Source organism: Martinezella multihospitum, assembly GCF_900094585.1.
Classification (GTDB): Bacteria; Pseudomonadota; Alphaproteobacteria; order Rhizobiales; family Rhizobiaceae; genus Rhizobium; species Rhizobium multihospitium.
The window spans coordinates 598,402-624,312 of sequence record NZ_FMAG01000001.1 but is presented as its reverse complement, the minus strand read 5'-3'; the positions used below and the strand labels follow the sequence as shown (position 1 = coordinate 624,312).

At 60.9% G+C, this 25,911-nt stretch carries 20 protein-coding genes; 5 read left to right on the top strand and 15 right to left on the bottom strand.

Annotated features, from left to right (window positions below):
- Window positions 1-4: 4 nt before the first annotated feature.
- From GA0061103_RS02805 to GA0061103_RS02785, 5 genes are all read right to left on the bottom strand, one after another.
- Window positions 5-1,075, bottom strand: a complete 1,071-nt coding sequence (locus GA0061103_RS02805; RefSeq protein WP_092706876.1) for an acyltransferase family protein — start codon at window positions 1,073-1,075, stop codon at window positions 5-7.
- A gap of 38 nt (window positions 1,076-1,113) precedes the next feature.
- Window positions 1,114-1,929 (bottom strand): galactosyl transferase, encoded by an 816-nt coding sequence (locus tag GA0061103_RS02800; protein WP_092708554.1) that lies wholly within the window; start codon window positions 1,927-1,929, stop codon window positions 1,114-1,116.
- 91 nt (window positions 1,930-2,020) lie between these two features.
- On the bottom strand, window positions 2,021-3,517 hold the full coding sequence (locus GA0061103_RS02795) for a lipopolysaccharide biosynthesis protein (RefSeq protein ID WP_092706874.1): 1,497 nt from the start codon (window positions 3,515-3,517) through the stop codon (window positions 2,021-2,023).
- Window positions 3,518-3,743: 226 nt separating this feature from the next.
- Window positions 3,744-4,373 carry a DnaJ domain-containing protein gene (locus GA0061103_RS02790; RefSeq protein WP_092706872.1) on the bottom strand — a complete coding sequence of 210 codons (630 nt, stop codon included), beginning with the start codon at window positions 4,371-4,373 and terminating at the stop codon, window positions 3,744-3,746.
- 188 nt (window positions 4,374-4,561) lie between these two features.
- A complete protein-coding gene (locus GA0061103_RS02785; RefSeq protein WP_092708551.1) occupies window positions 4,562-5,257 on the bottom strand; it encodes an NrtR DNA-binding winged helix domain-containing protein in 696 nt (231 codons plus the stop codon).
- A 122-nt stretch (window positions 5,258-5,379) separates the two neighbouring features.
- Between GA0061103_RS02785 and GA0061103_RS02780 the strand changes: the two genes are divergently transcribed.
- On the top strand, window positions 5,380-6,399 hold the full coding sequence (locus GA0061103_RS02780; protein ID WP_092706870.1) for an SPFH domain-containing protein: 1,020 nt from the start codon (window positions 5,380-5,382) through the stop codon (window positions 6,397-6,399).
- 3 nt (window positions 6,400-6,402) lie between these two features.
- Window positions 6,403-7,356: a diacylglycerol kinase catalytic domain-containing protein gene (locus GA0061103_RS02775; protein WP_092706868.1), complete on the top strand. Its 954-nt coding sequence runs from the start codon at window positions 6,403-6,405 to the stop codon at window positions 7,354-7,356.
- Window positions 7,357-7,414: 58 nt separating this feature from the next.
- On the opposite strand, the gene GA0061103_RS02770 is transcribed toward GA0061103_RS02775, so the two are convergent.
- From GA0061103_RS02770 to GA0061103_RS02750, 5 genes are all read right to left on the bottom strand, one after another.
- Window positions 7,415-8,917 (bottom strand): DegQ family serine endoprotease, encoded by a 1,503-nt coding sequence (locus tag GA0061103_RS02770; protein WP_092706866.1) that lies wholly within the window; start codon window positions 8,915-8,917, stop codon window positions 7,415-7,417.
- 269 nt (window positions 8,918-9,186) lie between these two features.
- Complete coding sequence (locus GA0061103_RS02765) at window positions 9,187-9,843, bottom strand: DUF2161 domain-containing phosphodiesterase (protein WP_092706864.1); 657 nt, start codon at window positions 9,841-9,843, stop codon at window positions 9,187-9,189.
- 157 nt (window positions 9,844-10,000) lie between these two features.
- A complete protein-coding gene (locus GA0061103_RS02760; RefSeq protein ID WP_092706863.1) occupies window positions 10,001-13,261 on the bottom strand; it encodes a GH36-type glycosyl hydrolase domain-containing protein in 3,261 nt (1,086 codons plus the stop codon).
- Between the two features lie 177 nt (window positions 13,262-13,438).
- Window positions 13,439-15,907: a glycoside hydrolase family 2 protein gene (locus GA0061103_RS02755; RefSeq protein WP_092706861.1), complete on the bottom strand. Its 2,469-nt coding sequence runs from the start codon at window positions 15,905-15,907 to the stop codon at window positions 13,439-13,441.
- Between the two features lie 28 nt (window positions 15,908-15,935).
- Complete coding sequence (locus GA0061103_RS02750) at window positions 15,936-16,634, bottom strand: FadR/GntR family transcriptional regulator (protein ID WP_092708548.1); 699 nt, start codon at window positions 16,632-16,634, stop codon at window positions 15,936-15,938.
- Between the two features lie 118 nt (window positions 16,635-16,752).
- Between GA0061103_RS02750 and uxuA the strand changes: the two genes are divergently transcribed.
- The 3 genes from uxuA to GA0061103_RS02735 all read left to right on the top strand — a co-directional run bounded on the left by uxuA (window position 16,753) and on the right by GA0061103_RS02735 (window position 20,771).
- Window positions 16,753-17,931 carry a mannonate dehydratase gene (gene uxuA, locus GA0061103_RS02745; protein ID WP_092706859.1) on the top strand — a complete coding sequence of 393 codons (1,179 nt, stop codon included), beginning with the start codon at window positions 16,753-16,755 and terminating at the stop codon, window positions 17,929-17,931.
- A gap of 186 nt (window positions 17,932-18,117) precedes the next feature.
- On the top strand, window positions 18,118-20,208 hold the full coding sequence (locus tag GA0061103_RS02740; protein WP_092706857.1) for a putative bifunctional diguanylate cyclase/phosphodiesterase: 2,091 nt from the start codon (window positions 18,118-18,120) through the stop codon (window positions 20,206-20,208).
- A 137-nt stretch (window positions 20,209-20,345) separates the two neighbouring features.
- Window positions 20,346-20,771: a VOC family protein gene (locus tag GA0061103_RS02735; protein WP_092706855.1), complete on the top strand. Its 426-nt coding sequence runs from the start codon at window positions 20,346-20,348 to the stop codon at window positions 20,769-20,771.
- A gap of 63 nt (window positions 20,772-20,834) precedes the next feature.
- On the opposite strand, the gene GA0061103_RS02730 is transcribed toward GA0061103_RS02735, so the two are convergent.
- The 5 genes from GA0061103_RS02730 to GA0061103_RS02710 all read right to left on the bottom strand — a co-directional run bounded on the left by GA0061103_RS02730 (window position 20,835) and on the right by GA0061103_RS02710 (window position 25,847).
- Window positions 20,835-21,665, bottom strand: a complete 831-nt coding sequence (locus GA0061103_RS02730; protein WP_092706853.1) for an alpha/beta hydrolase — start codon at window positions 21,663-21,665, stop codon at window positions 20,835-20,837.
- A 34-nt stretch (window positions 21,666-21,699) separates the two neighbouring features.
- Entirely contained in the window at window positions 21,700-22,938 is a 1,239-nt protein-coding gene (kynU, locus tag GA0061103_RS02725; RefSeq protein ID WP_092706851.1) for a kynureninase, read from the bottom strand.
- 20 nt (window positions 22,939-22,958) lie between these two features.
- A complete protein-coding gene (locus GA0061103_RS02720) occupies window positions 22,959-23,882 on the bottom strand; it encodes an ABC transporter permease (RefSeq protein ID WP_092708545.1) in 924 nt (307 codons plus the stop codon).
- Window positions 23,883-23,889: 7 nt separating this feature from the next.
- Window positions 23,890-24,669: an ABC transporter ATP-binding protein gene (locus GA0061103_RS02715; RefSeq protein WP_092706849.1), complete on the bottom strand. Its 780-nt coding sequence runs from the start codon at window positions 24,667-24,669 to the stop codon at window positions 23,890-23,892.
- A gap of 191 nt (window positions 24,670-24,860) precedes the next feature.
- A complete protein-coding gene (locus tag GA0061103_RS02710; RefSeq protein ID WP_092706847.1) occupies window positions 24,861-25,847 on the bottom strand; it encodes an ABC transporter substrate-binding protein in 987 nt (328 codons plus the stop codon).
- Window positions 25,848-25,911 lie beyond the last annotated feature (64 nt).

Sequence of the window (25,911 nt, the reverse complement as noted above, 5' to 3'; positions counted from 1 at the left end):
AATGCTACCGGCTTGACGTCGCGCCCACGCTTTTCGGCACATCCCTCCAAGGGGAAGCGTACTTGACAAGGATGGTCGCAAGCCTGGCCGAGATGAGCGCGACGATGGAAATCGCGACGAGATAGATTGCGATGTAGACGGGCTGCGGCAAGTGGATATTGCGCATCAGATGCCCGTAGATCTCGGTAAACCCGCGATGGCACATGTAGATAGGGTAGGAGAGATAGCCGAGAAAGATGCCGAGCCGCTGCAGCCTCTCCGGCAGTTCGAGCATGGTGCCGGCAAGGACGATGAGCGGCGAAATCAGGATGCAGAAGACAAGCGCATATTTCAGCGAATAGGTGGGGAGAAACAGCAAGGCTAAGATCGCCGCGATGGGCAATAGTGCCGCATAGCTGTTCACCGTGCGCCCAAGTGTGGTTTCGCCTCGAAGCCGATAGATGATCATTCCGAGGGTGAAGGAGAAGAAGACGCGGGCAAAGCCGCCATCCACGGAGTGCCATTCCCAGCCGAGATCGAGCGATTTGTGCAAAAAAACCGAGCCGATCAGCATCGCCAGAGATGCGGCGGCAATGAGGATGAGGCTCCGCGTTTTCAGCCTGAACAGCAGCAGCGCGAATACCAGATTGGCCAACAGCTCCCAAAACAGCGACCAGGCGGGGCCATTCAGCGGGTAGAGCGCCAAGATGTCTCCGGCCGACCGCGTCAGAAAGCTCGGGGACGGCAGCATGAACACGGTCGTGAGGATGCTTGCGGCAAGATCGGCCCGCCCGACGCCTGCCGCCTGCCAATGTAGCAGCAATTGCACGAGGCCGTAGACGCTGCCGATCAGGAAGAGCGGATAGAGACGCGCGTATCGCGCCTTCATGAAGGCCAGAACGGTCATGCCGCTGGCGAGCTTTTCTCCGTAAGCCCTGGCGATGACGAAGCCGCTGAGCACAAAGAAGAAATCCACGGCGATATAGGCCGAAGGCGCATAGGGCCTGTCGAGGTGATAGACGACGACGGCGAATGCCGCCAGGCCGCGCATCGCATCCAGGGCGGCATATCTGTGTCTCGTTGCATCAGCCGGCATTGATCGGAACCTCATTGGGGGAAAAGGTTACGCCTAAGCTATCCGGCGGCGCGCGCGCCGAAGAATTCGTTTCTCAAATTTCGATCGAGCGGGCGCACCCGCGAAAGGTTACCCAGGAACTGGCGGGGGCTTGTCAGCACCGATCGGTTCAGGAAATGGGTCCTGATCAGGTTGGAGGACTTGCTGTGGGCGCCGGCATGGCCAACCCGGTAGATCGCGCCGCGGAAGGGCAGCGATCCGAGCGGCGAGCCGGCATCGGCGAGCATCTTGCCGATGCGCACATGGCTGCCGAGCATGGATTTGATGTAATCGACCTCGGCATCCTCGAAGGTCGCCGGCAAGCGATAGAGATCGGAGCGGATGATGAGCGATGTGCCGCAATAATTGGCGAAGTCGTTGTGATGCAAAAGCAGTCGGCCGCCCTCGTTCCAGAGATAGCCGCGGTCGATCTTCCACCCGTTGGCATCGGTATTTCTGGCGGCGAAATCGACGATATTGGCACTGACGAAATCATCGTCGTCGACGATCATGAAGAAGCGGGTATCGCGTGCGGACAACATGCCGCTCAGAACGCGGCGGCCCTTGTCCAGCCGGAAGGCATCGTACACCTTCTCGCGATCGGCGCCGTTGATGTCGTGCAGCTGATTCGGCGGGAAGGTCACGCGCTCGGCCGTAAAATTCGGCGGCAGATCGGGCAGATCGGCGCCTTCATTGGCGACGACCACACCGCGCCAATTACTGTTGGACTGCCCCGCGATCGATGCGATCGTTTGCGACAACCGTTGTTTCAGCGCCGGCCAATCGTTGGAATTGGCCTGATGGCGAACGGGAATGATGAACGTAACCAGTGTCATGAGGCGCCTTTCCGACATTTGCTATTGCTACCGCAGGGATCGAAGGCCCCATGTGGAATGCCATGCTTCGATCCGATGGCCACGATTCTTGCTACTGCGCCCTTGCGCGGCGACCTTGCAGTGTCGTCCGCACGAGGAAGAGGACCCTTTCCCTGCATAGGAGAAGGATGAGGCCCGAATAGGTGAGGCCGCCGACCAGGACTTCGCAGATCAGACGTGCTGCGAGGGAGCGGTCGTACAAGGCCGATGAGGCTGCCAGTACCACGACGAGCATACCGAGATAGGCGGCTATGGGCCGCAGGAACTGGCTGAAATATTCGAGAATGCTGAGGCCGATCAATCGTGAGACCATCCAAAGCGTCACCGGCCAAAGCATCAGCACGCCGACCATGAGCCCGAAGACGACGGTCGCGACACCATATTTATGGAGAATGAAAACGGTGAGGATCGAGACGACGTTGCGCACCAGCTGATAGTAGAACCACCAGTCGGATCTGCCCTGACTGGTGATCAGGGACGCTTGTATGATGCCGATGCCGGCCATCAGGCCAATCACGCAGAAGAAACGAACCGGCCAGATGGCGGCCGCCCAGTGCGGTCCGAAGATCAACGGAATGGCGTCGTCGGCGACCGCTGCCAGTCCCATGAAGGCCGGAAAGGACACCAGCGAGCAGCCGAAGGTCGCCATGAGGAAGGCTTCACGCACTTTGTCCTTATCGTGCTGCAGGGAGGAGAGCAGCACATGGCTGACCGAATTCAGCCCGCCCGCCACGACATTGTTGAGCATCTCGTAGAGCCGGCGGGCGAAATTGTAGATACCGAGAGCGGCCGGGCTTACCAGCGTGCCGATGATCAGCTGGTCGAGATTCATGGTCTGGAGGAAGCGGTTGCCCGAGGCGAAGATGCCATAATGCAGCAGTTCGCGCAGGCTCGAGAGCTTTACCCTGAAGCCAGGCAGCCACTTCGCGCCCCAGAAAGCGGCGATGCAGGCGGCCGCCGGTGCGGCGATCTGGGCAATCGCAAGCGCCCACAGGCCGAAACCGGCGAAAACCAGCGAGAGACAGATGACCGCCGAAACCGAGGTGGCGATCGCGGTGCGGGCCGCAGCAAGATGGAAGGACATCGTCCGGCCGATCAGGGCATTGGGGACGATGATCATCATGTCGAAGAAGATTTTGAGGCCGATGATCAGCAGCAGCTTGACGATATCGTCATGCCCGAGCCAATGGGCGAGAAACGGCGAAAGCAGAAACAGCGCGGCATAAAGAATGGCCGCGGAGACGAAGGATAGCCAGAAGACCGTATCGAGATGGCTGCGCCGAATGGATTTCTGCTGGATCAGTGCTTCGCCGAAGGCCGTCGGGCCAAAGCCGGAGGCGAAACTGACGATGGCAAAAGCAAGTGCTACCAGACCGAAATCCTGAGGCAGAAGGAAACGGGAGGTGACGACGAAGACAAGGCTGTTGAGTGCTGTTGGGATAAGCGTATCCAACGCCGACCAGAAGGCGCCCCTCAATGCGGCCCGCGATCGGTTCTCGCTCAGATGTTCAAAGACGACTTCATCCGCTTCGGACGCCAGCAAACGCATACCTCGCCGTTTTAGTTCTGCAGCGGATGCCGGAGTTCCAGCGCCCGCCATTGCCGCTTCGCCATCGTTCGATGGAGCAGGACGGCGTGTTGGATGCTTGATCTAGGCCAGCCCCTCGATTTGTCTAGGGAGGATTGTTGCATTGCAACATTGCGTTGCTGAAAGTGATCTCGCGATCAAGGCAAACGCGAAATTTGTCTCTTCAGAGCGGTGAAAAGCGCCGCCTTCACTGCGCGGCCGAGCGTACCCTTGGCTCGTCCCATTCGATTTCGGGAGCAGCATCGGCTTCGTCCTGGGGCTCGATCATCTCGTAAAGATAGCCTTCGAGCATGTCGCAGGCGCGTTCGCTGGCGCCGATCTTGGCTTCCGTTTCGCTGATGGCAGTGGCGATCGCCTTGATGCGGGCGCGCAGCATGTGGCCGACCACGTCCTTGCCGGGGCGCTGACCCAGCCGGTCGAGGTGCAGGCCGATGCGGTTGGAGTGTCGCTCGAGCTCGCTCTTGCTGAAATTCGCCTTGCGAATTTCTTCCAAAAGGCTCGCGCGCATCTTGGCGACCGGATCGAATGTGCCGGGTTCCCGCTCGTCCAGCACTATCTCGGTAATAAGCTTTTCAATGGCGACCAGCGCCTGCAGGTCGACGGCATCGGTCAGTTCGACGTCATAGCCGGTATCGTCGAACACCTTGCGGCGCACGGGATCGAGAAGAAGCTCGTAGGCCTTCTGCAGCTGCGCGAAAGCGTCGGTATCTCCGCCGGAATCCGGATGGGCTGCCTTCGCGCGCTTGCGATAGGCTGCCTTGATCTGCTCTTCGCCCGCATCGCGCGCAACGCCGAGAATATCGTATGGATCAGTCACTCCAACTCCTGCCGCCGCTTATTCCTGTTTCCGAAGCCCTTGCAGCTGATACCGCCGGCGCGGCTTAAACTTCCCGCCAGCCTGTTTCAATCGGGCATGGCGCTATTTGTACCATCACAAAGGCAGAGTTTGGACAAAAAGAGGCTTATGTCAAAGACGAACTGTCTCGCGCGTGGAAATGCGCTGCCTCAGATCGTCCGGTCGAAGAAAACGGTGGAGCGTGCCTGTTTCAGCCGATAGAGCTGGGCAGGGCGATTGCTGGCGCGGCGCATTTCGCCTGTGATCGGCTCGATGAAGTCGACTTCCGCGATACGTTTGCGAAAGGCGGATTTATCGAGGAGGCGGCCGAGCAGCCGCTCATAGACGGCCTGCAATTCGCTCAAGGTGAACGCTTCCGGCAAGAGATGCACCGGCAGGGTCGTATATTCGACCTTGTTGCGCAATCTGGTGATCGCCGCCTTCAAGATTGCGGCGTGGTCGAAGGCGAGCGGCTCTGCTGTCGTGTCACCTGCGATCGGATGCCAGGCGACGTCAGTGACATTGCCGCCGTGCCGCAGGATGGCTGCATCCGGCGCGATCAATGCCATATAGGTCACGCTCAGGCTCCAGCCGCGTGGATCGCGCGCCGCATCCCCGAAAACGCCGACCTGCTCGAAATAGGGCGCCGCGACCCCTGTCTTGCCGCTGAGCACGCGTCCGGCCGCAGCCTCCAGGCTCTCATCTTCATCGGCATGAATCCAGCCGCCGGGCAAGGCCCAGTGACCGGAAAATGGCTCCGTGCCGCGTCGAGCCAGCAGGACCTCGAGCCCGTCCGGCGCCAAGGCAAAGATTGCAAGATCGACCGAAACGATCGGCCTTTGGTGAAACTCTTCTGAGCTGCTCATGGCTTTGAACATACTGCAGCGATCCCTTAGTGTAAAGTTTCAACTAAGTTAGTTGACAAAATACACTAAGTGGTATTTGTTCGCGTCATCGCAGTTTGCAACGCCGCTTTCAGGAGGCAGTCATGTTCGGATTTCGTTTCATCAAGGCTCAACCGACCCAGTATGTGATCCAGTATCAGAGCGGCCGGCCGCAGCGGGAGGGCGCGGGGCTCTCGTTCTGGTATTTCGCGCCGTCGACCTCGCTGGTCGTGGTGCCGACCGCCAGCGTCAACGAGCCTTTCATTTTTCCCGAGGTGACTTCGGACTTCCAGGAGGTGACGGTGCAGGGGCAGATCACCTATCGCATTGCTGAGCCGAAGCGGACGGCGGAACTGCTCGATTTTTCGCTCAATGCCAAAGGGGTTTACAGCTCGGAAGATCCGCAGAAGCTGTCGCAGCGGCTGATCGACCAGGTTCAGGTTGTCATGCGCGCCGAAGTGCAGGCCCTGTCGCTGAAGGAGGTGCTGGCCGCCGGCGAACTGCTGGTCGGGCGCGTGGCAACCACGCTGCACGGTCATCCGGTGCTGCAGGCGCTGGGTCTTGAGCTCCTGAGCCTGTCGATCCTGGCGGTGAAGCCGAAGCCCGAAACCGCCAAGGCACTGGAGGCGGGGGCGCGCGAAGCGCTGCTGCGCAGCGCCGACGAGGCGATCTACGCCCGCCGCAATGCCAGCGTCGAGCAAGAACGGACCATCAAGGAGAATGAACTCGCAACCGAAATCGCCGTCGAAAACAAGAAACGCCAGGTTCGCGAGGCGCAAATGGATGCCGAGCGCTCGGTGCAGGAACGGCAGCTGCAGATCCGTCGGGAAGAGATGACCGGCAAGATCGCTCTTGAAGAGCAGAACAAGGCGCTTGTCGCACTCGCCTCGGGTAATGCGCGCGAGGAGGCTGACGCCAAGGCCTATGGTCTCGCCGCCATGATGAAGTCGTTTGGAGATGCTGATCCCAAAATGCTGCAGGCGCTGGCTTCGGTCGGCATGGATCCGGGCCAGTTGATGGCGCTCGCCTTCCGCGATCTTGCCGATAACGCCACCAAGATCGGCCAGTTGAACGTCACCCCCGATCTCCTGCGCGAAATGCTGCAGCCGCAGGCAAGGGGGTAAGCCATGCCCGTCGCGAACAACGGAAAGGCAGATGATAGAAAGATCGTCCTCATCGTACGCGACACTCGCCTCGATGAACTTGTCGCGCGCTTCAATACCGTCCAGCAGGCGCAGTTCTATGTCGAGCATCTGGGCGCGGACTTCGGCGATTATCTCGCAGAACAGCAGCACTATCAGGCGGCGGTGCGCGACGTCGAAACCAGCCTGCGTACCGTCGCCAGGGTGCAGACGCTCAACCGGCGCTATCTTGCGAACTTCATTTTCGGCGCCGACGATCTCGTCGTCGTGCTTGGACAGGACGGCCTAGTCGCCAATACGCTGAAATATCTTGATGGCCAGAACGTGCTCGGCGTCAATCCGGATCCGAAACGATGGGACGGCGTGTTGCTGCCCTTTCAGGTCGCCGATCTCGGTAAGGTCATGCGGGAAGCCTTGGCGCAGCGCCGACCACTCAAGCGCGTCAGCATGGCAAAGGCCGCGCTCAACACTGGCGAAGTGCTTTATGCGGTGAACGACCTCTTCATCGGCCCGCGCAGCCACGTTTCGGCTCGCTACGACCTCCGGGTCGGCGAGCGGCACGAGCGGCAATCGTCGAGCGGCATCATCATCTCGACGGGCATGGGGTCGACGGGCTGGCTGAAGAGCCTCTATGCCGGCTGGGTGGGTGCTGCGGCAAGCTGTGGCGTGGAGCTGCCGGCAGGGATTGCCGACGCTGCATTTCCCTGGGATGCGGAATTCCTGCACTATTTCGTGCGGGAACCATTCCCAAGCCGGACGACGGGCGTTTCGTTGGTTTCCGGACAGATCGGGGCAGAGATGCCGATGACCGTCATGTCCGAGATGGCGGAACATGGCGTCATCTTCAGCGATGGCATCGAGGCGGATTTTCTGCCCTTCAATGCCGGAACGCTGGCAACGATCGGCCTTGCAGAACGGCGGGGATTGCTGGTGACATAACGACAATCGGCCCGCCTCGTAGAGGGAAGCGGGCCGATTGTAGAATGTCTTAGACTTTTTAAGCGGCCGAGAACGGGACAGCGACGAAGGTCTTATCACCGTTGCGTTCGATCAGGAGCAGCACGGATTTGCGGCCATCCTTGCCGGCCTTGGCGACGGCCGTCTGCACTTCATGAGCGTTGCGCACCGGCTGATCGTTGACCGAGACGATGATGTCGCCGGTCTGGATGCCGGCAGCTGCGGCCGGCTTGTCCGGATTGACGCTGGCAACGACGGCACCCTCGACGCCATGCGGCAGGTTCAGCTGCTCACGCACATCGGGCGTCAGATTGGCAAGGCCGACACCGATGCTCGGCTGGTTGGATGGCTGGACCTTGCCGTCGCCGGCATCGTTGGCAGCCTGCTTGCTGTCGTCACTGCCGCCGATGGTGACATTGACATCCATGCTTTTGCCGTCGCGCCACAGCGTGATCGAGCGCTTGTCGCCGGGAGAGAGATCGGCGACCAGCCGCGACAGGTCCTTCGGCGTCTTGACGGTCTCGTTACCGACGGCCGTGACGATGTCGCCACTCCTGATGCCGGCGCGGGCGGCCGGCGTATCGTCGTTGACGCTGGCGACGAGTGCGCCCTGGGTCTGCGAGAGGCCCATGGCATTGGCGATATCGGAGGTCACCGGCTGGATGGCGACACCGAGGTAGCCGTGATCGATCGAGCCGTTCTTTTCCAGCTTGGCGACGATCGCCTTGGCCTCGTCGGACGGAATGGCAAAGCCGACGCCAACGCTGCCGCCGTTCGGAGAATAGATGGCGGTGTTGATGCCGACGACATTGCCTTCGCGGTCGACCAGCGGGCCGCCGGAATTGCCGTGATTGATCGGGGCGTCGATCTGGATGAAGTCGTCATACGGGCCGCTGTGCAGGTCGCGGCCGCGGGCCGAAACGATACCGGCGGTGACGGTCGTGCCGATACCGAAGGGATTGCCGATCGCGAGAATCTGGTCGCCAAGCTTCAGCTTGTCGGAGTCACCCCAGGCGATGGTGGCGAGCGGCTTCGGTGCGTTGATCTTTAGGACGGCAAGATCGGACTTGGCATCGGCGCCCAGCAATTTGGCCGGCAGCTCGGTGCCGTCATCGAGCGTCACCTTGATGTCAACCGCATTCTGAATGACGTGGTTGTTGGTGACGATGATGCCGTCAGGGCTGATGATGAAGCCGGAACCGAGCGCCATGGCGCGCTGATTCTGCTGCTGATGCGGCATCTGCTTGGGGAAGGGGATGCCCTGATTTTCGAAGAATTGCCGGAACTGCTCGTCCATCGGCGAATTGCTGCCGTCGGCGCTGGTATCGGTCGCTTTCATGGTGGTGGTCACGGTGACGACAGCCGGTTTGTCGGCGTCGACGATCGGAGCGAAGGAGCCGCCGGGTGCGATGATGCCGGCCGGTTCGGCGGCCGATGCGACGGTTGCAGACGTGCTGAAGGCGAAAGGCAATGCGCCAGCGCCGACGATGATAGCGGCGCCGACGATGGCTGCAGTGCGATGTTTGCGGAGAAGAGAAGGCATGGCAAAAGTCCCTTGCGAGATCGTTGGCGGTTTGGCGTCCCGTCCATATTTGGAAATTTGGAACGGGCTTCGATTGGTCCGCGTCAATTTTGCGAGCGACTTTGTTTCCCGTTTTTACTGCGGGAAGCAAAGTATAGATTTGAATTGGCGCTTGGTGCTAATATGATCCGCCAAGAGACTTTTACAAATTAAATATTGATCATGTTTTTATTGCAAAATGTTAAGATATTACATGAATTTAATGTTGGGCAGCCGGAATTTTTCCATATTCAGCTCTGCGGCATCGGCCATCTCTTAAGGGCTTCCGTTCCAAGTTCCGTCAACGCATAGATGCCGCGGTCGACACGCTCGAACCAGCCGTAGACGTTATCCCTCAGAATTTGCGGAGCCTTTGGCGCTGCTTCGCGCATATCCTTCGGGCGCTGCACGCCGCCTTCGATCGCGGCGGCGCAGACGAGAGCCTGCTGGCGATAAGCGGTCATGATCGGCTTGCGCGTGCTGCCCCCAAGAGCGGGATCACCCTTGCGCCGACGATGTTCTTCAACAAGGCGTGATCTGCGCCGTGCATTCTTGCGCGGCATCGGGGCAATGGGGCTGACGATGACATCGACCAGGTCGTTATCCGATACCGCCAGCATGCCGAAGCCCAGCCTGCGGCACAAGTCGCGGAAACGGCGATCGCCCTCCCGGCCCTTGCCCTTTGCCGAGACGCGGGCGGCGATCCAAACTTCATCACTGGCAGCGGCGCGATCGACGGCTTGCAGGATCAGCTCGAGATTGAAGGTCATCTTCAGCTCGCAGATGACGACGACGGGTGGCTCACCATCAGTCAAGCCGACGAGGTCGCAGCCGCCGACCTCGCCTTTCACTGCATAGCCGGCAGCTTCGAGAAATGACTTGATCGGGAGATAGAGCGCCGTTTCCAAATCCGCCTCCGGGTTTTGCACATCCGCATGAGACTAGCCGATTCGGTTAACCGGAAGGTCCACGGAGGCAAGAAGGCACTCTCTGAGGTGTCGGCGACTATCCAAGGCTTGGCAAAAGGAACCGGTGCTGCGGCCCCTTTTGCTATCCGCGATTGGCTCAGGCCTTGAAATCCAGCTTGACCTCGCAGGCGCCGATCGAGGCCGGCAAGAGCGGTTTGCGGATGCGCTGGCCGAACTGCCGCTTGAAGCCGAAGATGTTGCCGATCAGGCTCTTGGTGTAGAGGCCGGGGCCGCTCGAATAGATGCGCCAGCCGCCATCGGCGGCGATATCGCCGGCCTTGACGCGCGCCCATTCCGCAGATGCCTGATAGCGATCGTCGAAGGCCGCGTCGCTGCTGCTGAAATAGGTGTTGCGCTGGCGGAGCGACGCATGTTCCACCCGGCCGCTGACCGCGATCGGATTGGCAAGCGCGAGCGCCGCCCATACGGCCTCCGCGTCGTCGTCGAGGGCAAGGGCCTCGCAGTAGCGCAGATGCGCATGCACATACATGAGCCCGATCTCGCGACCGAAGAAGGAGGAGGACTCGGCACGACGGAAGAGCTTTTCCGGACCGCCCGAGTACGTCGCCGGCTGTTCCATCAATCGGACGCCATCCGGGAACAGCAGGTTCTCGCGGATGATCTTCATATGGGCGTGGCGCTGATCCGGCGTGAACAGGCCACCGATCATCGGCTGCGTCATCGCGATCAGCGAATAATGCAGGCCGGTGCGGGTATCCTCAGGGTGCAGCAGCAATTCGACGCCATCATGGCTCGGATCGAAGACGCCGTAGCCGGCTACGATTCCATCCCGCATCAGCAGCCGGTTGAAATCGGCACGCATGGCAACGGCGGTCGCTTGAAGCGACTGCGCCTCCTCATTGCGGCTGGCGAGCGTCAGGATGTTGGCGTAGCGCACCAGCTGTTCGTACAGAAGTGAAACAGTCCAGCTGCTGACCATCCAGTCGCGCAAGTGCGGATCGGCCGGCTGCAGGCTGTCGTTCCAGTCGCCTTCGCCGTAGCGGATAAGGCTCGTGCCAGGCACGAAGCGGCTACGCACGGTATCAAGCAGTTTTTCGATGTGATCGGAGATCGTCGCGCGTTCCGAAGTCAGCTGCATGGTGTCGTCGGCGCGCCACGGCACGGTTTCGGCGAGGAAGGTGATATTGCCGGTCGCCTCGATATAATCGCAGAGCGCTTTCAGCGGCCAGACGACGATATCGCCATGCGCCTCGCCGGCACGGATGTTGGCATAAGGCTCGAGCATGAACCATTGCGGCCAGTCGCCGCGATCACGGTACTGCTCGGAAAAGAGCGTCGAAAGGATCTGCCGGGCCTCTTCGTCATGCTCATAGGCGAGCAGGAATTCGATCGGCCCCTGGCAGACGTCACGCGTGCCCCAGGCAGCCCCTGTATATTGCTCCAGCCCGTGCGGCACGCTCAAATGCACGATGGCGTCATGCGCGATCCAGGGCAGCATGACCGCTTGTGCAGCCACATCACGGCCGTTGCCCTCGATGCGTGCGCCGCGCGTCACATGGCTCCAGAAGCGATGCGCGGGTGCGAGCATCTCTTCGCTGTCGACACCAGCGCTGTAGCGCGCGGCAAGGGCTTCTGCCGCATCCGGATCGGTCATCGATCCCGTGACGGCAAAGCGCAACGCCTTCGTCGGGCGTGATTTCAGGGCGATGAACGGGCCATTGCGGGCGGTGCCGTCGTTATAGAGCAGTTCATCGCCGCCAACGGCTTCGAACGCATCCGGGGTCGACGTGACGAGATGATATCCAGCCTTCGGATACCGATCCCAGAGCCACGACGGCTGCGGCCGGAAGGAAATGCGCTTGGCGGCCGCGTCGACCGCGATATTCGCCACGGCTTCATAGTCGCGCTCGCCAAGCACGATATGGCCGAACACGAGGAAGCGGCAGGCTTCGCCGTCGACTGAGACGCTCCACTGCATGGCCGGATCGTCGCCGGAGGCGATTGCCGATATGGTGATGGTGCGGCCGGGAAGGCGGTAGATCCAACGCGTGTCGCTCAAGCCCATCTCGAAGGCGGCGGGCACGCCGAGCAGGCGCCAGCCGTCACCGAGATCCACAAGGATGCGCAGGCCGCTCGATCGCGTCAGATTGTAAGGGTCGCGGGAGACGGAGAACAGCTTGTGGAAGGAGGTGTTGCCGATGGTCAGCTGCGCGGCGAAGATGCCCTGCATCCAGCAGGTCGAGGCGAGCGTCTGGTCGTCGAGCAGCATGTTCTGCCCACTGCGGACGATGGCGCCGTGACGGCGGGCCACCAGGCGTTCTTTTTCCTGGAGCACGATGTGCCTGTTGTGCGCTCCATCCGGCACGAAGAAGGAGAGCAGCTTTCCGTCGGCGTGCTCCTCCAGCATCCGCTTTGGATAAAGCGCGTCGATGGCGGCCTGATCCAGGCTGTCGCTCTCAACAAGAGGGGCGTCCTGTACGAGACTGCGCGCCGACTGTGCGGCCGCAATCGTGTCCATGCCCAATTCACTCTGAAGCTTCGGCAAAGCGTCAAGATGGGCAAGATCGGCATCGCTGGAAGCGGCCGGATGATCGGCGATGAAGAGGCCGAAGAAGGTCGTCGCGGCGGCATCACCTGGTGTCAGCGATAGCGGCTTCGACTGGATTGTCGGGCAGGCGACCTCATGCTGGCGGCGCGCGCTCGGCAGGTTTGTGCCGAGATCCGGTACCATCACGCCGTCATTGTCCTTGGAGGACACGAGGAGCTGGATCGCATCGGTCGCGTATCCAGCCGCGCCGTCGAGGCAGCCCTGCGCGAGCCACGGATTTCGTCCGCCGCCCTGCTTGAGGTTCTGCCTGACCATGATGACAGGACCGAAGGCGGCATGGCTGGCGATGTGATGATCGATATATTGCGAGGCATAGGCTTCGCTGTTCATCAGGAAGCCGCGATCGCCGAGGCCGACATCCTGGACGAGGATGAGATCAGCCGAAAGCGTTGCATTGGTGCCGTTTTCCAGCGAAATTTGCCAGAACCACGCGGTCTCATTCGGATGCAGCCGCAGGCTGACGGTATGTCTTACGCCGGCCGTCTCGCCGCTCCAGGAAAAACCGCTCTTGCCGTGGCCGAATTCTACCGCAGCTTTCGGGCCGACGATTTCGGCCGTTGCCGGCTTTTGGCCGCCGATGCGCAGATAGAGCCGGCCAATGCCGCCATAGACAGGTGAACCGAGGACCTGATTGATCATGACGCCGCCCTGCTGGTCGGCAAAGTCGATCGAAAACAGCGTGCCGTTCGGCAGCGCCGAAGCCGAAAGACCGGCGGTATTGCCGAGCGTGATGAGGCCAAGTTCTTCGCGGCGGGGCGTTTGAAAGCTGCGATTGGTGTCCGAGGACATAAGCGTGATCTCGCTGATTCATGGATCGGATGAGGGGCACTAGATCACAAGGCGCCGCCCGATCATAGGAGGCAATTCGCCATTCACCAGCGCAATCTTTTGTGACGGCTTACGGAAAATATAGGCCTCCGGTCCGGCGCATTGCGCCGGATCTTTTCCGTGGGAGAGCGCCTTGTGTCAGTGGTGCGGGCGCTCCGCAACCTGGTTGGCCGTGCGGATAACAGCCGAAAGATCGGCATCGTCGAAGGCTTCCTTGGAAATACCTCTTACCTTGAACGTCCTGCTTTCGCCCGGCGCGAGATTGACCAGCATGTCATCGACTTCGGCGTTCGGGCTGATGCGGTCGACGAACAGGCAGACATCGCGCAGGAACGACTGAGCGGTGATGGTGACGCTGATCCCGTCCGTCGTCTGGACGCTCTCGATGTCGAAGCGCGGCTGCGGATATTGCAGCGTCATATCCTTCTCGAAGAACCACCAGGCTTCCGCATCGCCGAGGCGCGCACGCAGGTATTCGCGGCGTGGATCGCCCGGGGTCGTAACCTCGGCCGGGATCGCAATATCCGTATTTTCGAAGCGGTCGCAGAGGATGCGCCAGACATGGTGGCGGGCAAGCAGCTTGCCGTTGAAATCGAAACGCTCGACCGTGAAGGGCACGCGCCAGAACAGGGTCGCGTCATTGACTGCGATCGCCGCCAGGCCATCGCCGCGCGGCTGGATGGTGAGGAGATGCGGGGCATAGCTATGCTTCAAGGCATACCAGAGCGGCTTCTTCCGGCCGGCGCCATCGACGGCCGCCCAGGAGGTCACCGGCCAGCAGTCGTTGAGCTGCCAGACGATGGTGCCCATACAGGTCGGCCGGTGCGAGCGCATATGGTCGATGCCGTAGCTGATCGCGCGTGCCTGGTTCAGCTGCGTGACGAAAAGCCAGTCGTCGAAATTTTGCGGGTGCGGGAACCAGCCTTCCAATCCCTGCAGAAGCTTGTCGTTGCCGCCGGTTGCTTTCTGGTGATGCAGGACTGCGGGAGAGGCCGGGGCGCGGTCCTTCTCGCGCACGGATTGGGCAAGCGTTGCGAAGGTCGGCGGCGCCTGCCAGCCGAATTCCGAGCAGAAGCGCGGGATGTAGTTGCGGTAGGTCTCGTAGCCCACCTCGTTCCAGACATCCCAGATGTGCCTGCAGCCGTGTTCGTCGGCATTCGGCGCTATCTCCATCGAGCCGGAATAGGGGCTGCCCGGCCAATAGGGACGTGTCGGATCGGTCTCGGCGACCAGCTTTGGCAGCAGATCGAGATAGTAGCCGGCGCCCCAGGGGCGATTGCCGAGCACGTCCTGCCAGCCCCAGTCGAAATAGCCCCATATATTCTCGTTGTTGCCGTTCCAGATCACCAGCGAGGCGTAGGGCATGAGCCGTGTGATCGCCTCGCGTGCTTCCGCCTCGATCTCGCTGTAGACCGGCTCTTCTTCGGGATAGGTGGCGCAGGCAAACAGGAAGTCCTGCCAAACCATGATGCCGGCGGCATCGCATTCCTCGTAGAAGGTATCGGTCTCATAGATGCCGCCACCCCAGACGCGCAGCATGTTCATGTTGGCGTCGCGAGCCTGGGCGATCCGCTCGCGATAGCGTTCGCGCGTCACGCGCGGCAGGAAGCAATCGTCGGGGATCCAGTTGGCGCCGCGGGCAAAGACCGGCACGTCGTTGACGACGAGCGTGAAGGCGGAGCCGATCTCGTCGGCTGCCGTATCCAGCCGTACCGAACGGAAGCCGACGCGCCGCTTCCAGTTGTCCAGTGCCGCACCGTCCGACCCAAGCAGCTGCAGGTCGAGATCGTAAAGCGGCTGACCGCCCATGCCATGCGGCCACCAGACCTGCGGATTGTCGATCCGGCATTCGATCAGCGCATGGGTCTCGCCTTGGGCGACGCGGACTTCCGCGCGCTTGCCGCCGATGGAGAGGACGAGCGCCACGCTATCCGTGCCCTTGTCGGCCCATTCGATTTCGACATGCAAGCGTGCGACGCCCTGGCTGCCTTGCAAAGTGATTTCCGGGCGGATGCTGCCGAGACGTGCCTTCGACCAGCTTTCGATGACGACAGGTTTCCAGATGCCAGAGGTGACAACCGTCGGACCCCAGTCCCAGCCGAAATTGCAGGCCATTTTGCGGATGAGATTGCTTGGGCCGGGATAGTTCTGGGGAATATCGGCGGCGCTGCCGAGCTGCTTGCGGACTTCCTCGCCATGTTCGTAGGCGGACTGGAAATCGACGATCAGCTCGTTGCGGCCGCTTTTCAGATGATCGCCGATGCCAAAGCGGTAGCTGCGATGCATGTTGCGGGTTTCGCCAAGCAGGCTGCCATTCAGTTCCAGGCGTGCCGCCGTGTCGAGGCCTAGGCAGGAAAGGTCGATGCGCTCGGCGTCCTCGCCATCCCAGTCGAAGGCCAGACGATAGCGCCACGCTGAGCGGCCGATCCAGTCCTGCGAGATTTCGTTGACGTCGAGATAGGGATCGGTGATCAGCTGCGCCGCCATCAGGTCGAGATGAACGTTGCCCGGCACGGTCGCGGGGATCGAATTGGGCAGGGCCGGTGCGCTGGATGGCGCGCGAAGGCGCGAGATGGTCCAGCCGGTGTCGAGCGTCTGTCTTTTCATGTCATGTGTCCGTGATGAAATGGATGTCTCAAACAGCCTTTGGCGCGATGAACTGCAGGCCCGCCTGCAGGTGGCGGTTCATGTGATAGGCGTAAGCGATTCGATCCCGTTGTTCCAACGCTTCGATGATGGCGCGATGGTCATTATAGGCGCTGTCGACAGCCTCGCGTGAACGCTTGCCCGCTTCCATCAGCCGCTGCAACAATGGCTGCAGAATGCCATAGACTTGTGACAGGGTCTGATTGCCGGCAAAGCCGATGAGCGCGGCATGAAACCTGAAATCAAGTGCCGCAGCCTCCGCTAATGTCGATGCGGCCTTCATCGCGTCGTTGATGGAGCGCAGCCTGTCGATGGCGGTTTCATCGGCAGTTTCGAACAGAAGATCACTGAGATTGACCTCGATGAGGCGACGAAACCCCTGGATATCGAGAAAGCTTTCCGCCGAGATGTCGATAGCGAAGGAGAAGAGATCCATCAGCGCCTGCTGGCGGCGATCCGTTATAACGGCGCCGACCTTCTGGCGGCTTTCGACGATGCCATAGGCCTTCAGGATGCGGATCGCTTCGCGCACCGTATTGCGGCTGGCATTGAACATGGAAGCGAGCTCGGCTTCCGAGGGTAGCGCGTCTCCGAGACCGAGATTGCGCTCGCGCATCAGCCGCCGCAGCGCATCGACCACCTGATCGACCGCCGAACCTCTATCCTTGACATCAGCGGTATCTACCACCGTCTCTCCTCCGTTGTCGAAAGCATATTGTTGGTCAATAATGGGTGTCAAGCGACGCGATACAATGGACATTTCGCTTTTCAGCAGTATTTTGACCGACAAATGGAGGGGATGCCGTATGGAAAGCTGCTGGCGTTGGTTCGGTCCGAAGGATCTCGTTCCGCTCTCGCATGCGCGCCAGGCCGGCGCGACGGGCATCGTCACGGCACTGCACGAGGTCTCGCATTCGCGTGTCTGGATGCCGGCCGAAATCGAGGCGCGAAAGGCGCTGGTGGAAGCGGCGGGGCTACGCTGGAGCGTCTGTGAATCGATCCCGGTGCCAAGCGCGATCAAGCTCGGCGGGGCAGGGGCAAAGGCAGCGATTGGCGTCTGGAAGGACAGTCTCGCTAATCTCGCCCGCTCCGGTATCAAAACCGTCTGCTACAATTTCATGCCGGTTGTCGACTGGACGCGTACGGATCTGCGCTTCGAAATGCCAACCACCGCGCTCGCATTGCGGTTCGACATGGTGGAGTTCGTTGCCTATGACGCTTTCGTCCTGCGCAGGAAGGGTGCGGAAGAAAATTATGCGCCGGACCTGCTGCTGCGTGCCGAGGAGCGGCTGAAGGGGCTCTCGCCGGAGGCTGTGCAACGGTTGGAGAACAACATCATCGCCGGTCTTCCCGGCGGCGAGGACAGCTATGGCCGCGATGCCATCCGTTCGGCCATCGCCCTCTTCGAGGGCATGACGGCTGAGGATCTCCAGGCCAATCTCGAAGCCTTCCTGCGCGAGATCGTGCCGGTTGCCGCAGAACTCGGCGCCAGCCTTGCGATCCATCCTGACGATCCGCCCATCTCGCTCTTTGGCCTGCCGCGCATCGTCTCGACGGCGTCGGATCTGCGCCGCATCCTCGGCAATGTCGATAATCCGGCCAATGGTTTGACGCTCTGTGTCGGATCTCTCGGCTCTCGCGCCGACAATGATGTACTTGCTATCGCAAGCGAATTCGCCTCGCGCATCAATTTCGCGCATCTGCGCGACGTTGCGATCGAAGCCGATGGATCGTTCGTGGAGGCCTCTCATTTGGAGGGACGCAGCGATATGTATGCCATTCTGGGCACATTGCTCGCCGAGGAGGCACAGCGTCGCAAGGAAGGACGGGAAGATCATATGATCCCGATGCGGCCGGACCACGGACATCTTATCGGCGACGATATCGATAAGCCGACCAATCCCGGCTATTCCCTTATCGGCCGCCTGAAAGGCCTTGGCGAGCTTCACGGCGTCATCCATGCGCTCTCCAAAGCGGGGCTTTGAACCTCGCGGCATTTGCCGTCCCATGTCGGTGAAACGGGGCGAAGAGAATAAAGCCTGCCGTTGCATATTCGATAGGCTTTTGCCTAAAGTTTAATCTTGTTACAATTTTGATTTTATTTAGTTTTTTCGTCTATCAATATCCAATTCGCTAATCTTCAAACTCGAATTGGCAAGGTCGACCTTCCTATGAATTCCGTTTGGCCCGACGCCCCGAACGACGATTTTCGGTCGCTTTTCAAGACGCATCCGTCGCCGATGTGGGTCTATGATCCGCAGACGTTGAAGTTTCTGATCGTCAACGATGCGGCCCGCGACCTCTATGGCTATGGCGATGCGGACTTCGCGGTCATGACCGTGCTCGACATCAGGCCATCCGTGGAACGCGAGCGTATGCTGGATGCCGTGCACTACCGTACCGACATCGAGACGGCGCAGCGTTGGACGCATCTGAAGGCGGATGGCGAGACATTCGAAGTCCTGACCTATGGGCGGGAGATCCGCTTCGACGGCAAGATGGCGATTCTGGCGATCGTGCAGGACCGCACCGAGGTCAATGCGGCACGGCGGCAGGTCGACGCCACCCAGTCGCTGCTCGACAGCATCGTCGACAATCTCCCGGTCGGCGTCTTCGTCAAGGACATGGAGCGGGATGGCCGCTATATCCTGTTCAACGAGGCATGTGGGGGCATCGTCGGGCAGGCAGCACAGGATATGATCGGCAAGTCGGATCGGGCGATATTCTCCGATGAGCAGACGGCGCTTTTCCGGGAACAGGACAAGCTTGCCTTCGAAACCGCCGCAACCGTCTACTTCGAGGAAACCATTCACACCGTAGATGGCGCGTTGCGTATCCTGAAGACCGCGAAGCGGGCGCTTCCTGCACCGTCAGGGCAAGCGCCACGCTATGTTCTTGGCATCTCCCAGGATGTGACCGAGGAGCGCAGCGTCGAGGCGCGGCTTGCGCATCTTGCCATGCATGATTCCCTGACCGGCCTTCCGAACAGGGCCTTCTTTTCCGAGAGCATCGTGCGACAGGTGGCTGCTGCCACGCCGGAAAAGCCAATCGCGCTGCTCTACATCGATGTCGATCATTTCAAGCATATCAATGACAGCAAGGGCCATGCCGCGGGCGACATGCTCCTGCGCCAGGTTGCCGAACGCCTCCAGCAGCTTGCCGAGAGGAATGATCTGGTCGCGCGCCTGGGCGGCGACGAGTTCGCGCTGGTTTTGCGGATGACGGATGCCGGGCGAGCCCGGCGCTTCGCCGACCTGTTGTTGCAATCGCTCTCGGCACCCTTCGATCTCGACGGCGTGCGGGAACATGTGACCTGCAGCATCGGTATTGCCATGGCGCCTGAACACGGTAGCGACGCCGATGTTCTGATGCGGGACGCGGATCTGGCGCTCTATGCAGCCAAGGCAAGCGGCCGCTCAACCTATCGCTTCTATCAGACCGAGATGCGGCTCGAAGCTGAACGACGCCACCAGCTCACGCTGGAGCTTCGTGAGGCGTTGCAGAATGATGAATTCGAACTCCATTACCAGCCGATCATCCGGCTGGATGAGGATGTTCTCTCCGGCTTCGAAGCTCTGATCCGCTGGCGCCATCCCAAGCGTGGGCTCATTGCACCGGCGGAATTCATCCCCGTCGCCGAAGAAACGGGGATGATCGTGCCGATCGGCGACTGGGTGCTGCGGGAAGCCTGCCGGGCTGCCATGGAGTGGCCGGAAGATCTGAAGGTGGCCATCAACCTGTCCGTCTATCAGTTCCGTCATGCGAGCCTGCTGGCCACCGTCGTCTCGGCGCTGAGCGAGACAGGTCTTTGCCCTGGACGCCTGGAGATCGAGGTCACGGAATCCATCCTGCTTTCCGAGGTCGAGCAAAGCCTGTCGCTGCTGCGTGCCCTCAAAGAGCTCGGCATTCGCATCGCGATCGACGATTTCGGCACGGGCTATTCCTCGCTCAGCTATCTGCGCTCCTTCTCTTTCGACAAGATCAAGCTCGACCGCAGTTTCGTCGCCGGCATGGATGCCGATCCCGGCAATCTCGCCATCGTGCGGGCCGTGGTCGGTATCGCCTCCGGCTTCAACGCCGTGACATTGGCCGAAGGCATCGAGACGGAGGCGCAATTGGCGAAATTGCGGGCCGAAGGTTATGACGAAGTGCAGGGTTTCCTGCTTGGGCGGCCAATGTCACGTGAGGATGCCCTGGCGCGAATTCTCCGTGAGGCCTGTCCCGCCCGGACCTTACGTGCCCGAAAACCAGCGCATGGATGACTGCCGAGACGCCTGGGCGGCTATCGCGAATAATAGCAAAAAATTAGTACCCTGTTGTCGGGAAGGCTGGTTGACCAACGTCCTTGGGTCAGCCCCGATGAGGGCGTGACACCAAGAACCGTTCCAAGGAGACGAACATGACCGATGCAACAGAACAATCCCAACAGCCGCGCGTGCCGGTTCGCGGCGGCGTCGTGGCCTATCTGACCGTCGATGGGGCTGTGAAGGCAGCCGAATTCTACAAGCGCGCCTTCGGTGCCGAACAGGCTTTCATGTATCCGGTCGACGAGAAAGGCCGGACCATGCATGTCCATCTCTACATCAACGGTAGCTCGGTCATGCTGGGCGACGCCTTTCCGGAATACGGCCATGCGCTGGAGAAGCCGCAGTCCTTCACGATGCAGCTTGTCGTGGATGACCTCGATTTCTGGTGGAAGCGTGCCGTCGATGCGGGAGCCGAAGTGGTCGTCGAGCCGCAGGTGATGTTTTGGGGCGATCGCTGGGGGCAGCTGCGCGATCCCTTCGGCGTCGCCTGGGCGATGAATGCGCCGGTCAACGGCTGACGATATAATGCCCTCGGTGTTTGTGGCGCCGAGGGCACTACTTTCGATCCTGCTGCGAAGACGCTATTCTGCAAGCAGGGTCCGCGTCAGCGTATGCTCAGCGTCCGTAAGGCCGTCCAGCACTGTATAGTGATGCTTGTCTGGCTCGACCACTACCTCAGTTGCTGCCCCGAGCCCGGTCCAGATATTGGCCAACAGCGCATTCTGGCGGATGAATTCGGCGCGCTCGGCACCACCAACCCAACAGGTGAGGCGAATGCTGTCGACCGGCTCGAGAAGAGCCGGGCTTTCGGTCCTTGCTTCGGCGTCATCGATGCGAAGCTGCGCGTTCATGCTGCGCTTCATGATCGGGCGCAGGTCGTGGAGGCCGGAAATGGCAAGAACATGCCGGATGCGCTTTAGAAACGCCTCGTTGAGCGGCGATGTCGTCGTCATCATGCGGGCAACGAGCTGACCGCCGGCCGAATGGCCGGTCAATACGATCGGGCCGTCGACCATTTCGGCCGCTGCGGTAATCGCTGCCGCGATTTCCTTGCCGATCCCGCCGATGCGATTTTCCGGGCAGAGCGTGTACGAAGGGATCGCGACGGCATAGCCGGTTGCAATCGAACCCGCCGCCAGATGCGACCAGTAGCTTTTGTCCAGCTGCAGCCAGTAGCCGCCATGGACGAAAACCACCAATCCCTTCGGTCGGCTTTCGGGGAGAAAGAGATCGAAGCGATTGCGCGCAGCCGGAGCATAGGCCAGATCGAGTTTTGTGCGTCCTGCTGCCGTCAGATTGTCGCGGAAAGCTTTTGCCGGCTCGACCCAGGCCGCCGGCCATTGGTCACCGTCGACGATATAGGCGCCGTTGGTATAGGCGGCCTCCCAATCGGTAACCTTGAAATAGCTCATCTCCGCCTCCCTCTTCCGGCTGCCGATATTCGCATCAGGTTACGGCCGAACGCACCGCAAAGCGCGCTTCCTTCCACGATCCGCTGCTGAGGATCTCTTCCAGCACCGTAGCCGCCCGCCAGACATCGCGATAGCTGACATAGAGCGGCGTGAAACCGAAACGCAGTGTCGAGGGTGCGCGGAAATCGCCGATGACGCCGCGCTCGATCAGGGCCTGCATGACCTCATAGGCATTGCTGTGGATGAAGGAGACCTGGCTGCCGCGCTTCTCGCTGTCGCGCGTGGTTTCCAGCTCGAGGCCGCACTTTGCTTCGACCAATCGGATGAAGAGGTCGGTGAGCGCGATGCTCTTCCGGCGCAAAGCATTCATATCCACCTCGTCCCAGATGGAGAGCGCCCCCTTCAGGGCGCGCAACGACAGGATCGGCTGCGTCCCGCAAAGGAAGCGCTGGATGCCGGCATCGCCGTCGAAGCTTTGTTCGAAGGCGAAGGGACGGGCGTGGCTCCACCAGCCGCTGAGAGGCTGGCTGATCGATGCGTGATGACGCTTCGCCGCATAAATGAAGGCAGGTGCGCCGGGACCGCCATTCAGATATTTGTAGGTGCAGCCGACGGCGAAGTCGGCACCCGCGCCGTCGAGATCGACGGGCAGGGCGCCGGCGCTGTGGCACAGATCCCAAATGACGAGTGCGCCCGCCGCTTGAATGCGTCTTGTCAGTGCCGCCATGTCACGCAGCTCGCCGCTCTTGTAGTTGACGTGATTGACGAGCACGACGGCGACATTCTCGCCGATCAGCTCTTCGATGGTGTCGGCATCGCGGCCTTCGAGACGAAGCGTGACACCGGGCCGAGTCGAGACGACGCCTTCCGCCATGTAGAGATCGGTCGGGAAACTATCGCCCTCCGCCACGATGACGTTGCGATCCGGTCGCATCGCGAGCGCCGCATGAAGCGTCTTGTAGATATTGACCGACGTGGAGTCGGTCACGACAGTCTGGTCTTCGGCAGCGCCGATCAGCCGGCCGATGCGATCGCCGAGTTCCAGTGGCAGATGAAACCATCCGGCGCTGTTCCAGCTGCGGATCAGGCCGTTGCCCCATTCTTCCATGGCGGCCTGACGGACTTCGGCAAAGACTTCGTGCGAAGCCGCGCCGAGCGAATTGCCGTCGAGATAGATGACGCCGGCAGGCAGGGCAAAGCGGCTGCGAAAAATGCGCAGCGGGTCGGCCTCGTCCATGGCCTCGACGGCCGCGAGATCGGGAAGGCTATCCATAATGTCGTTGCCTCGTAAACTTATTCGCGAATGGTTTCTCGGGTGGCGGCTCCCCCGCGGCTGCGGCGGATGCTCGGCAGCGCCAGCATGATGAGCACGAACAGGCCGGTGGCGAGCTTCAGATTCGGCGGCGGCATACCGGCGGCGAGGCAGAGCGACACCAGCTGATAATAGATGATCGAGCCGACGAAGGGCGCCAGCAGCTGACGCAGGACGGTCTGCTTGCCGGTGAAGGCCTCGCCGATCATCAGCGCTGCAAGGCCGTTGATCAGGATGCCGATACCCATGTTGACGTCGGCAAAGCCCTGCGACTGGACCATCAAGGCGCCGCTGGCCGCTGAAAAGGCGCTGGCGATGCCGACGCCGCCGATGGTGGCAGCCCAGACATTGATGCCCTGCGCCTCGGCCATGTCGGGATTGGAGCCGACGGCGCGCATGGCCGTGCCCTTTTCCGTCTTGAAGTAAAGGTTGAGCGCGATCAACACGATAATAGCAAGCAGGCCGGCGATGACGATCTTGCTCGCCGGGAAGCCGGGCTCGGTGAATGGTACGACATCGAATACGGTTGGCGAGCCGAAGACGGAGAGGTTCGATTTGCCCATGATGCCGAGATTGATGCTGTAGAGCATGGTCGACATCAGGATGCCGGCAAGCAGCGTGTGGATGCGGAAGCGCAGATGAATGAAGGCCGTGCAACAGCCGGCAGCAAGGCCGACGATGAAGGCGACGGCAATGGCGAGCGGCGGTGCGACGCCGGCGGCGAGCAGAATGCCGCAGACGCAACCGCCGAGCGGAAACGCGCCTTCACTGGTCAGATCCGGAAAGCTGAGCATCCGGAAGGGGATCATGATGCCGAGGACGACGAAGCTCAGGATGAAACTCTGGGCCAGCGTGACCGGGATGAGCGAGATGAAGCTCGAAACGGTTGATTGAATGAAATCCATCATGATGTCAGCTCACCAGCAGCATGCGGTCGGTCTTGACGGCGAAGTGGCCGATCAACTCGGGCACGGTGATGCGCCGCTTGCCATCCCCGGTAATTTCAAGGTGAACGCGGCCGGCATCGAGCATGACGATGCTGTCACCGAAATCGACGGCGTGCTGCATGTTGTGCGTCACCATCAGGGTCGTCAGTTTCAGCGCTTCGACGGTGCGCACCGTCGCCTGCATGACGATATCCGCCGTGCGGGGATCGAGCGCGGCGGTATGCTCATCGAGGAGCAGCACGTCAGGAGAGCCGCCGACCGCCATGATAAGCGACAGCGACTGGCGCTGGCCTCCCGAAAGAAGCTCGACCTTGGTGTCGATACGGTTTTCCAAGCCGAGGCCGAGAACGGCGAGACGCTCTTTATAGGCGGCGAGGCGGGCCGCATTCAAACCGGGGCGAAATCCTCTGGCTTTGCCGCGCAATTCCGCCAGGAGCATGTTCTCGCCGACCGTCATGCTGGCGGCGGTGCCCTTCATCGGGTCCTGGAATACGCGGGCCAGACGCGCGGCGCGCTTGTGGACCGGCATGTTCGTCACGTCATTGCCGTTGATGAGGATCTGACCGGAATCGAGGCTGAGAGCGCCCGAAATCGCATTCAGCATGCTGCTCTTGCCGGCGCCATTCGAGCCGATGACGACGCCGAATTCGCCTGTCTTGAGGGAGAGCGTCAGGCCGTTGAGCGCGATCTTTTCGTCGGGCTGGCCTTTATAGAAAACCTTGCGCGCGGATTTGATATCAAGCATCCGTGCCTCCCCTGCAGTATAGGGTTATGAAATGGCGGCGTCCTTGACGCCGCCATGGATCGGATTGATCCTACAGCGCCGCGCGTCACACATGACGCGCAAAGGTCGCTGTAGCACTTTAAATCTGCTGCATAATTTTATCCTTAAATCGATGTCGATTTAAGGAATTATGCAGTAGAAGATGCCGCCTATCACTTCGTGAAGCAATTGCAATCGGCAAGCGAAGCCGGAACTTCGGCGCCGAATGCCTTCAGCACGGTCTTGTTGATCAGCGGCGCGTGGTCCTTGTAAGCCGGAACGGAGGGCTTGATCGTCTTCGGATCGGCACCCTTGAGGATCTGCGCGGCGATCTTTCCGGCATTTTCACCGACCTGCTCGTAGTTGACGGCAAAGCTTGCCGGCACGACGCCGTTGCGGACAGCCGCGTCGTCGGAATTGACGATCGGGATCTGTGCCTGGCGGGCGGCGGCGGCAACGGCCGGAATTGCCGGCTGCAGCAGGTTCGACGCCGGCGTGTAGATTACGTCTGCCTTGCCGGCGAGCGATGCGATGCGCTGCTGGATGTCGTTGACGTTGTCGACGCCGACCGGAACCACTTCGAAGCCGGCTGCCGGAGCGGCGGCCTTGACCTTGTCGATCAGCGCGACGTCGTTGGCTTCACCCGGATTGTAGGGAACGCCGATACGCTTGGCATTTGGAAGCAGCTTCTTGGTGAAGGTGAGGATGGCCGAGATGTCCTGCAGGTCGCTCGAGCCGGTGATGCCGGTGTCGCCCGCATCCCACGACGGGACGAGCTTGGCGGCGACAGGATCGGTGACGGCGGTGAAGACGATCGGAATGCCGGAGCCGGCAAGCGCCTTCTTGGCGATCTGCGAGACGGGCGTCGTGACCGTGTACATCAGCTTCGGGTGCTCGGACTGCAGCTTGGCAATCATCTGCGGAACGAGCGAGGCGTCGAAGCTGGTATTGCTTTCGGAATAGACGACATCTTTGCCCTCAACGAAGCCGTTGTCGGCGAGAGCCTTCTTGAAGCCGGCAATCGATGCGTTGAGCTGCGGATGCTCGCCGAAGTTGGCGATGGCGATCTTGATGGGCTCGGCCGATGCGGTTGCAACGCTTGCTGCGAAGGCGCCGACGACAGCGAGGCCGACCAGCCATTTGGACGTAGATCTCAGCATATTTTCCTCCCGGATGTGACAAGGAGCCGTGTTCCCTCGGCTCTCTTGGGCAGCGATCATAGCG

Coding starts and splice junctions, on each gene's coding strand:
- GA0061103_RS02805 (WP_092706876.1), bottom strand. CDS start 1,075: ATGCCGGCTGATGCAACGAGACACAGATATGCCGCCCTGGATGCGATG.
- GA0061103_RS02800 (WP_092708554.1), bottom strand. CDS start 1,929: ATGACACTGGTTACGTTCATCATTCCCGTTCGCCATCAGGCCAATTCC.
- GA0061103_RS02795 (WP_092706874.1), bottom strand. CDS start 3,517: ATGCGTTTGCTGGCGTCCGAAGCGGATGAAGTCGTCTTTGAACATCTG.
- GA0061103_RS02785 (WP_092708551.1), bottom strand. CDS start 5,257: ATGAGCAGCTCAGAAGAGTTTCACCAAAGGCCGATCGTTTCGGTCGAT.
- GA0061103_RS02780 (WP_092706870.1), top strand. CDS start 5,380: ATGTTCGGATTTCGTTTCATCAAGGCTCAACCGACCCAGTATGTGATC.
- GA0061103_RS02775 (WP_092706868.1), top strand. CDS start 6,403: ATGCCCGTCGCGAACAACGGAAAGGCAGATGATAGAAAGATCGTCCTC.
- GA0061103_RS02770 (WP_092706866.1), bottom strand. CDS start 8,917: ATGCCTTCTCTTCTCCGCAAACATCGCACTGCAGCCATCGTCGGCGCC.
- GA0061103_RS02760 (WP_092706863.1), bottom strand. CDS start 13,261: ATGTCCTCGGACACCAATCGCAGCTTTCAAACGCCCCGCCGCGAAGAA.
- GA0061103_RS02755 (WP_092706861.1), bottom strand. CDS start 15,907: ATGAAAAGACAGACGCTCGACACCGGCTGGACCATCTCGCGCCTTCGC.
- uxuA (WP_092706859.1), top strand. CDS start 16,753: ATGGAAAGCTGCTGGCGTTGGTTCGGTCCGAAGGATCTCGTTCCGCTC.
- GA0061103_RS02740 (WP_092706857.1), top strand. CDS start 18,118: ATGAATTCCGTTTGGCCCGACGCCCCGAACGACGATTTTCGGTCGCTT.
- GA0061103_RS02735 (WP_092706855.1), top strand. CDS start 20,346: ATGACCGATGCAACAGAACAATCCCAACAGCCGCGCGTGCCGGTTCGC.
- GA0061103_RS02730 (WP_092706853.1), bottom strand. CDS start 21,665: ATGAGCTATTTCAAGGTTACCGATTGGGAGGCCGCCTATACCAACGGC.
- kynU (WP_092706851.1), bottom strand. CDS start 22,938: ATGGATAGCCTTCCCGATCTCGCGGCCGTCGAGGCCATGGACGAGGCC.
- GA0061103_RS02720 (WP_092708545.1), bottom strand. CDS start 23,882: ATGGATTTCATTCAATCAACCGTTTCGAGCTTCATCTCGCTCATCCCG.
- GA0061103_RS02715 (WP_092706849.1), bottom strand. CDS start 24,669: ATGCTTGATATCAAATCCGCGCGCAAGGTTTTCTATAAAGGCCAGCCC.
- GA0061103_RS02710 (WP_092706847.1), bottom strand. CDS start 25,847: ATGCTGAGATCTACGTCCAAATGGCTGGTCGGCCTCGCTGTCGTCGGC.